Source organism: Kitasatospora sp. NPDC036755, assembly GCF_040636595.1.
Classification (GTDB): domain Bacteria; phylum Actinomycetota; class Actinomycetes; order Streptomycetales; family Streptomycetaceae; genus Kitasatospora.
This window is the reverse complement of record NZ_JBEZUT010000364.1, coordinates 1-8,365: the sequence shown is the minus strand read 5'-3', so window position 1 is coordinate 8,365 and position 8,365 is coordinate 1. Positions and strand designations below refer to the sequence as shown.

Genomic DNA, 8,365 nt, shown 5'->3' with positions numbered 1-8,365 from the left:
CCGCCGCCCAGCCCGTCGCCGCGCCCGTCGCCCCGGCTCCCGTCCAGCCCGCCACGCCCACCACGCCCGCCGCCGAGGCCCCGGCCCCGGCCGCCCCGCAGGTGCACGGCCCCCGGGTGACGGTCTCCCGCGAGTCCGGCATGGCCTCCGGCGGCCTGACCGACCAGCAGCGCGCCCACGTGGACGAACTGGTGGCCCGCTTCACCGCCCGCACCACCGCCTCCAAGGCGATCACCCGCCGCCACCGCCGCACCCTGGCCGACAGCCGCGCCGTGGTCGGGTTCCGCTCCGGCACCAAGGAGATGCTCTACCCGCTCGCCGCCCGCCGGGCCCGGGGCTCCCGGCTGGAGGACGTCGACGGCAACCCGTACGTCGACATCACCATGGGCTTCGGCGTCCTGCTCTTCGGCCACGACCCGGAGTTCGTCTCCGAGGCCGTCCAGGAACACCTGTCCTCGGGCCTGCGGCTGGGCCCGCGCGGCCCGGAGACCGGCGAGGCCGCCGAGCTGCTGGCCGAGCTGACCGGCACCGAGCGGGTCGCCTTCGCCAACTCCGGCACCGAGGCGAACGCCGGGGCGATCCGGCTGGCCCGCGCGCACACCGGCCGCGACAAGATCGTCATGTTCGAGGGCTCGTACCACGGCCACTTCGACCACACCCTGGGCCGCACCCTCGGCCGCGGCGCCGACCGGGAGACCGTCCCGGTCTCCATCGGCATCCCCGGCAGCGCGGTCGCGGACCTGCTGGTCCTGCGGTACGGCGACGCGGAGAGCCTCAAGGTCATCGAGGAGCAGGGCGACCGGATCGCCGCCGTCCTGGTCGAGCCGGTGCAGAGCCGCCACCCGGGCCGCCAGCCCGCCGACTTCGTCCGCTCGCTGCGCGAACTGACCACCCGGCTCGGCATCGTGCTGGTCTTCGACCAGATGCTCACCGGCTTCCGCCCCCACCTGCGCGGCGCCGAGGGCTTCTGGGGCGTCACCCCGGACATGTCCACCTACGGCAAGGTGCTGGGCGGCGGCTACCCGATCGGCGCGATCGCCGGGCGGGCCGACATCCTGGACGGCATCGACGGCGGCCACTGGGACTACGGCGACGACAGCTACCCGCCCAAGGACACCACCTTCTTCGGCGGCACCTACATCCAGCACCCGTTGGCGATGACCGCCGCGGGCGCGGTGCTGCGCCACCTCAAGGCGGCCGGCCCCGGCCTCCAGGAGCGGCTGAACGCCCGCACCGACGAGCTGGCGGCCACCCTGAACGGCTTCTTCGAGGAGGAGGAGTTCCCGCTGCGGCTGGCCCACTTCGGCTCGCTCTTCCGCTTCGAGCCGCGGGCCGACATGGAGCTGCTCTTCCCGCACCTGCTGACCCGCGGGGTCTACGTGTGGGAGTGGCGCAACTTCTTTCTCTCCACCGCCCACACCGACGGCGACCTGGAGTTCGTGATCGACGCGGTCCGCGAGTCGCTGCGCGACCTGCGGCGCGGCGGCTTCTTCCCGGCCTCGCCCGGCGTCCGGCTGCCCGCCCCGCGCCCGGCCGCCGAACTCCCCGCCGCCACCGAGGCCGTGAGCGACCGGGCCGAAGCCGTCCCGTACCGGCCGGTCAGCGACCCGCAGCGGCCGGTGGACTTCAGCCTCTACTTCTTCGGCGACTACCCGCTGGACTCCCCGGAGGACGAGAAGTACCGCATCGTCCTGGAGAGCGCCCGCTTCGCCGACCGGCACGACTTCCACTCCGTCTGGCTGCCGGAGCGCCACTTCCACTCCTTCGGCGGCATCTTCCCCAACCCCTCGGTGCTCGCCGCCGCCCTGGCCCGGGAGACCAGCCGGATCCGGCTGAACGCGGGCTGCGCCGTGCTGCCGCTGCACCACCCGGTGCGGGTGGCCGAGGAGTGGTCGGTGGTCGACAACCTGTCCGGCGGCCGGGTCGGCCTCGGCTGCGCCAGCGGCTGGCACCCCAACGACTTCCTGTTCTTCCCCGAGAACTACGGCAGCCACAAGGAGCTGATGCACCGCCAGATCGACACCGTCCGGGCGCTGTGGCGCGGTGAGCCGTACCAGGGGCGCAACGGCAACGGCGAGCCGATCGAGGTGACCCTCCACCCGCGTCCCCTCCAGGACCTGCCGCCGATGTTCACCGCGATCGTCGGCAACCCGGACAGCTTCCGCGAGGCCGCCCGGCACGACCTGGGCGTCATCACCAACCTGATGACCCAGGACATCGCCCAGCTGGCCGAGAACATCGAGATCTACCGGCGCACCCGCGCCGAGCACGGGCTCGACCCGGAGGCCGGCCGGGTGGTCGTGCTGGTCCACACCTACCTGGGCACCGACCTGGCCACCGCCCGCGAGCAGGCCTACCGCCCGTTCTGCACCTACCTGCGCTCCTCGCTCTCGCTGTTCGGGCAGATGGCCAACAGCCTGGGCCTGACCCTGGACTTCCAGAACGCCCGCGAGGACGACCTGGAGTACGTGCTGGAGCGCGCCTACGAGCGCTACTGCGCGTCCCGGGCGCTGATCGGCACGCCGGACAGCGTCCAGGGGGTGCTGTCCGAGCTGCGGGCGGCCGGCGCGGACGAGATCGCCGCCTTCGTGGACTTCGGCCTCTCCCCCGACCTGGTCGCCGCCGGGCTGCCGCAGCTCGACGTCCTGCGCCGGGACACCCTGCGCGGCGCGCCGCTGTCCTACGCCCAGCAGCGGATGTGGTTCCTGCACCGGATGCTGCCCGACGGCGGGCAGTACAACGAGGTCAAGGCGATCGAGCTGGACGGCCCGCTCGACCCGCAGGCCCTGGACACCGCGCTGCGCGGGCTGGTCGAGCGCCACGTCGCGCTGCGCACCGTCTTCCTGGAGCAGGACGGCGAACCGTACCAGCAGGTGCTGGCGCCGCCCGCCGGCCCGGTGCTGCGGCGGGTCACCGCCGACCCGGCCGCGCACGACGCCGTCGCCGACCTGGTCAACGCCGAGGGCGCGCACCGCTTCGACCTGGCCGAGGGCCCGCTGTTCCGGGCCCTGCTGCTGGAGCGGGCCACCGACCGGCACGTCCTGGTCCTGTCGATGCACCACATCGTGATCGACACCCTGTCCACCGTGGTGATCACCCGCGAGCTCGGCGAGCTCTACCTGGCCGCGCGGGAGGACCGCGCCGCCCGGCTGCCGGTGCTCGCCACCGGCCCGGCCACCGAGGCCGCCCGCGAACGGGCCAGGGTCGCCGCCGGCGAGTACGACGAGAGCCTCGCCTACTGGCGCAAGGTGTTCGGCGGCGGCGAGCTGCCGGTGCTGACACTGCCCACCGACCGGCCCCGCCCGGCGGTGCCGGACGGCCGCGGCCGCTCCTTCGTCCACCACCTGCCCGCCGGACTCTCCGACGGCCTGCGGGAGTTGGCCCGCGCCAAGCGGTCGACCCTGTTCATGGTGCTGCTGACCGGCTTCGCCGCCGTACTGCAGCGCCACGCCGGCCAGGACGAGATCGTGCTGGGCACCCCGGTCGCCAACCGCGCCGAGGGCACCGAGGACCTGGTCGGGTTCTTCGTCAACACCCTCGCCCTGCGCCTGGACCTCTCCGGCGAGCCGGCCTTCACCGAGGCCCTGGGCCGGGTCCGCTCCACCGCCCTGGACGCCTACGAGCACCAGCAGCTGCCCTTCGAGGTGCTCGTCCAGGACCTGAACCCGCGGCGCGACACCAGCCGCAACCCGCTCTTCCAGGTCATGGTCGAGTTCGAGAACCACATGGTCTTCGAGCTGGACCTGCCCGGGCTGACGGCCCGCCCGCTGGACCACGTCCCCGACCGCTCCGCCTTCGACCTGACGCTCTTCCTGACCAGCCTGCCCGAGGGCATCCGCTGCCACGTGGAGTACGCCGAGACCCTCTTCGACCGGGCCACCGTCGACCGGCTGGTCGGCGCCTTCGAGCGGCTCCTCACCGCCGCCGTCGCCGACCCGGAGCGCCCGCTCGTCGAGCTCACCGCCGTGCCCGACGCCGAGGCCGACACGGCCCTGGAGTGCGGCCCCGCCGCCGCCCAGGACCCGGCGCACCCGCTGGCCGTCTTCGCCGCGACGGCGGCCGCACACCCCGAGCGGACCGCGGTCGTCGCCGCCGACGGCACCGAGACGGACTACCGCACGCTGCTCGCCCGGGTCGAGGACCTGGCCGGCCGACTGCTGGCGGCCGGCGTCCGCGAGGGCAGCCGGGTCGGCGTCCTGCTGCCCCGCTCGGTGGACCTCGCCGCCGCGCTGCTGGCCATCCTGCGCCTGGGCGCCGTCCACGTCCCGGTCGACGTGCTCCAGGGCCCCGAGCGCTGCCGGCTGATCGTCGAGGACAGCGCGCCCGCCGTCCTGCTCACCACCTCGGACGACGCCCCGGCCGAGCTCGGCCTGACCGTCCCGACGGTGCTCACCGGCACCGCCCCCGACGGCGCCGCCCCCGTCGAACTGCCCCCGCTGCCCGCCCCCTCCGCGCAGGCGCCCGCGTACCTGCTGTACACCTCCGGCTCCACCGGCCGGCCCAAGGGCGTGCTGATGCACTCCGAGGCCCTGGCCCACTTCCTGGCCTGGAACCTCGCCGACCACCCCGCCGCCCGGACGATCCAGTACGCCTCCTGCGGGTTCGACGTCAGCGTCCAGGAGACCCTCACCACGCTGGCCGGCGGCGGCACCCTGCTGCTGATCGAGGAGGAGACCCGCTACGACGTCACGGCGCTGGCCGCCGTCGTCCGGGCCACCCGGGCCGAACGGGTCCACCTGCCCTACACCCCGCTGGCCGCGCTCGCGGACGCGCTCGGCGAGGAGCCGGTGCCGCACCTGCGCGAGCTGATCTCCGGCGGCGAGCAGGTGCTCCTCACCCCCGGGCTGCGGGCCTTCCTGCGCCGCAACCCCGGCTGCCGGCTCGTCAACCACTACGGCCCCACCGAGACCCACGGCCTGACGGCCTGCGTGATCGACCCGGAGGGCACCGAGCACGCGCCGATCGGCCGGCCCACCCCGGGCAGCCGGATCGTGCTGCGGGACGCCGCCGGACGCCGGGTGCCGCCCGGCGCCGTCGGCGAGATCCACGCCCTCGGCGTCCAGGTCGGCATCGGCTACATCGGCCTCGACCAGGAGACCGCCGCCCGCTTCACCGACACCCCCGACGGCCGCGGCTACCGCACCGGCGACCTCGGCCGGTGGCGGCCGGACGGCCAACTGGAGTACCTCGGCCGGGCCGACCGCCAGGTCAAGGTGCGCGGCTACCGGGTCGAGCCGGGCGAGATCGAGACCGTGCTGCGGGGCCTGCCCGGCGTGCGCGCCGCCGCCGTGACGGCGCGCCGCACCCCGGCGGGCACCGCACTCGCCGGGTACGTCGGCTGCGCGGCCGCCGAACTGCCCCGGATCGCCGACCGGTTGGCCGACCTGCTGCCCGACTACATGGTCCCCGGGCTCTGGGCCACCGTCGACACCCTGCCGTTCAACGCCCACGGCAAGCTGGACACCGCCGCCCTGCCGGAGCCGCGCCCGCTCGGCGCGGACGCACCGGAGGCCGCGCCGGCCACCGAGCTGGAGCGCACCGTGCAGCGGCTCTGGGAGGAGGAGCTCGGCCGCCCCGTCGGGGTGGAGACCTCCTTCTTCGACCTGGGCGGGCACTCGCTGGCCGCCACCCGGCTGCTGAACCGGGTCCGCGAGGCGACCGGCCTGAGGATCGGGGTGCTGGACTTCTTCCGCCGCCCCACCGTCCGCGCGATGGCCGCCCACCGGCCGGCCGTCGAGCAGCGTCCGGCCCCCGCGTACGAGGAGGGCACCCTGTGACCGCCACCCACCACGACACCCTGCCGCCGGACACGGCGCAGGACGACTGGGCGCGGCTGCTGCGCCTGCTCGACGAACGCGAGATCGCGCTGCGCACCACCACCGGCGAGCGGCTCGGCTACGTGGCCCCCGCGGGGGCCGTCGACGAGGAGGTCACCGGCCTGCTCCGGGCCCACCGCGACCGGCTGCTGACCACCCTCACCGGCGACGGGGCGGCGCTGTCCGCCGCGCCCGCCGGGGTGACCCAGTGGCGGCTGCGCAAGTCCCACAACGCGGCGGCCGACCCGGCGGTCTGGAACATCACCCAGCGGATCACCCTGCGCGGGCCGCTGGAGCCCGAGCGGCTGGCCGCCGCGCTGACGGCGGTCGTCGAACGGCACGAGAGCCTGCGCACCCGGTTCGTGGAGACCGAACTCGGAGTGCTCCAGCAGGTGCTGCCGAACAGCCCGCTGGGCGTCCCCGTCGCGGACCTGCGCGCGCTCGCCCCCACCGAGCGGGAGGCGGCGCTCGCCGAGGCCCTCGCCGCCGAGACCGCCCACCCGTTCGACCTCGCCACGGGCCCGCTGCTGCGCGCCCGGCTGCTGCGCCCGGCGGCCGAGGAGTGGGTGCTGCTGCTGAGCATCCACCACATCGCGGTCGACGGCTGGTCGCTGGCCACCGTGCTGGACGACCTGGGCGCGCTCTACCGCAGCGGCGGCGCGCCGCTGCCCCAGGAGGCCGGCCGGATGACCGACCACGCCTGCTGGGAGCGGACGGTGGTCAACCGGGCCTCCATCGCCGCGGCCGCCGACCACTGGGCCGGGGTCCTCGGCGGCTCCTCGCTCGCGGTGGACCTGCCCACCGACCGGCCGCGCCCCGAGCAGCGCTCCGGGCGCGGGGAGACCACCGGGTTCCGGATCCCGGCGCCCGTGGCCGAGGCGGTCGGGCGCTACGCCGCCTCGCGCTCCACCACCGCCTCGGCCGTCCTGGTGGCCGGCCTGGCCCGGTTCCTCGGCACCCTGACCGGCGCGCCGGAGGCCCTGATCCTGCTCTCCAACGCCAACCGCACCCGGCCGGCCGACGAGACCGTGGTCGGCCTGCTCACCAGCAGCATGCCGATCCTGGTGCCCACCCGGGGCGGGAGCGGGTTCGGGGCCCTGGTGGACCGCGCCGCCGAGACGATCGCCTCCGCCCTGGACCACTCCGTGATGCCGTTCGGCCTGCTGGCCGAGCCGCTGCGGGAGCGCGGCATCACGATGCCCGCCGGGTACCCGCACATCCTGTTCGCCGTCCAGAGCACCCCGCCGATCGCCCTCGACCTCCCCGGTCTGACCGTCGGGATCGAGGACATCCCCGGCCCCTCCGCCCGCGCCGACTGCTCCTTCGCCGTCACCCCCGACGCCGACGGCTACGCCGGGCAGGTCGAGTACGACACCGACCTGTTCGACCCGGGCACGGTCAAGGGCTGGCTGGACGCCCTGGTCGCGGACCTGGCCGAGCAGTTGGAGGTGCCGCTCCCGTGACACCCGACGGGCCCGGCGGGCGGCACCCCGCCCGCCGGGCCCGTTCCCGGTGGCGGGCGAATCGTCCCGACACGGAGCTTGCCCCCGGGTGGACCGGGTAGGAGGCCGAGGTGTCGGTGGGCCGACCCACCGCACGTGGTGTCCGAGGACCCGTGGTGTCCGAGAGAGGGTGCGATGACCGGCCGAGTGATCTACGCGTCGTTCGAGTTCCAGTTCCCGCTGGGCGGCATCCGCGTGCTGAACCAGCAGGTCGCGCTGTTACGGGCGGCCGGCGTCGAGGCGTACCGCTGGACGCCCACCCCGGGGTTCCGCTACACGTGGTTCCACGACGACGTGCCGACGCTGTCCGGCACGACGCTGGACCTCGGGCCCGAGGACGTGCTCGTCCTGCCCGAGGTCAGCGTGCTCCAGGGCCGCGACCCGGCGCCCGGCGGCCGCAAGGTCGTCTACTCCCAGGGCCACTACGTCAACTTCCTGACCTGCCCGGGCCCCGGACCGTACCCGGGCTGGTCCTCCCGGCCGGCGCTGTGGACGGTCTCGCGGGCGGGCGTCGACATGTTCCGCCGCGCCCTGCCCGAGTACGAGCCCCACCTGGTGCCGGCCGTCGTCGACACCGACGCGTTCCGGCCGGCGGCGACCGGGCGGGTCCGGCGGATCGCCTGGATGTCCCGCAAGCGTCCGGTCGAGAGCACGCTGCTGCGCCGGCTGCTCCACGCCGACCCGCGGTCCCGGGGCGTCGATCTGTACGACATCCACGGGGTGCCCCACGAGGAGGTCGCCCGGGTGCTGGCGGAGACCTCCGTGTTCATCGCGCTGGGGGCGCCCGAGGGCGAGGGCTTCGGGCTTCCGCCGGCCGAGGCGATGGCCAGCGGCTGCCTGGTGACCGGCTACGCCGCCGGCGGCGGGGCGGAGCTGTTCGAGTCGCCGTCCGCCTGGCGGGTCCCGGAGCTCGAAACGGACCGGCTGGCGGACCGGGCGCTCGAACTGCTCGACCTGCCCGGCCAGGAGGAGGTGCGGCGGGCGGGCCGCCGGTGGATCGCCGACCGGTACACCGCCGAGGCCGCCGTCGCCGCCCTGGTCGAGGGC

At 75.3% G+C, this 8,365-nt stretch carries 3 protein-coding genes; all 3 read left to right on the top strand.

Annotated features, from left to right (window positions below; all coding sequences use genetic code 11):
• Positions 1-5,777, top strand: a 5,777-nt coding sequence (locus AB0E96_RS35085; RefSeq protein ID WP_359829861.1) for a MupA/Atu3671 family FMN-dependent luciferase-like monooxygenase, incomplete at its 5' end; no start/stop codon positions are given.
• A complete protein-coding gene (locus AB0E96_RS35080; protein ID WP_359829859.1) occupies positions 5,774-7,279 on the top strand; it encodes a condensation domain-containing protein in 1,506 nt (501 codons plus the stop codon). The genes AB0E96_RS35085 and AB0E96_RS35080, both read left to right, overlap by 4 nt.
• Before the next feature lie 174 nt (positions 7,280-7,453).
• The coding region (locus tag AB0E96_RS35075) for a glycosyltransferase (RefSeq protein WP_359829857.1) at positions 7,454-8,365 on the top strand (912 nt) is incomplete at its 3' end.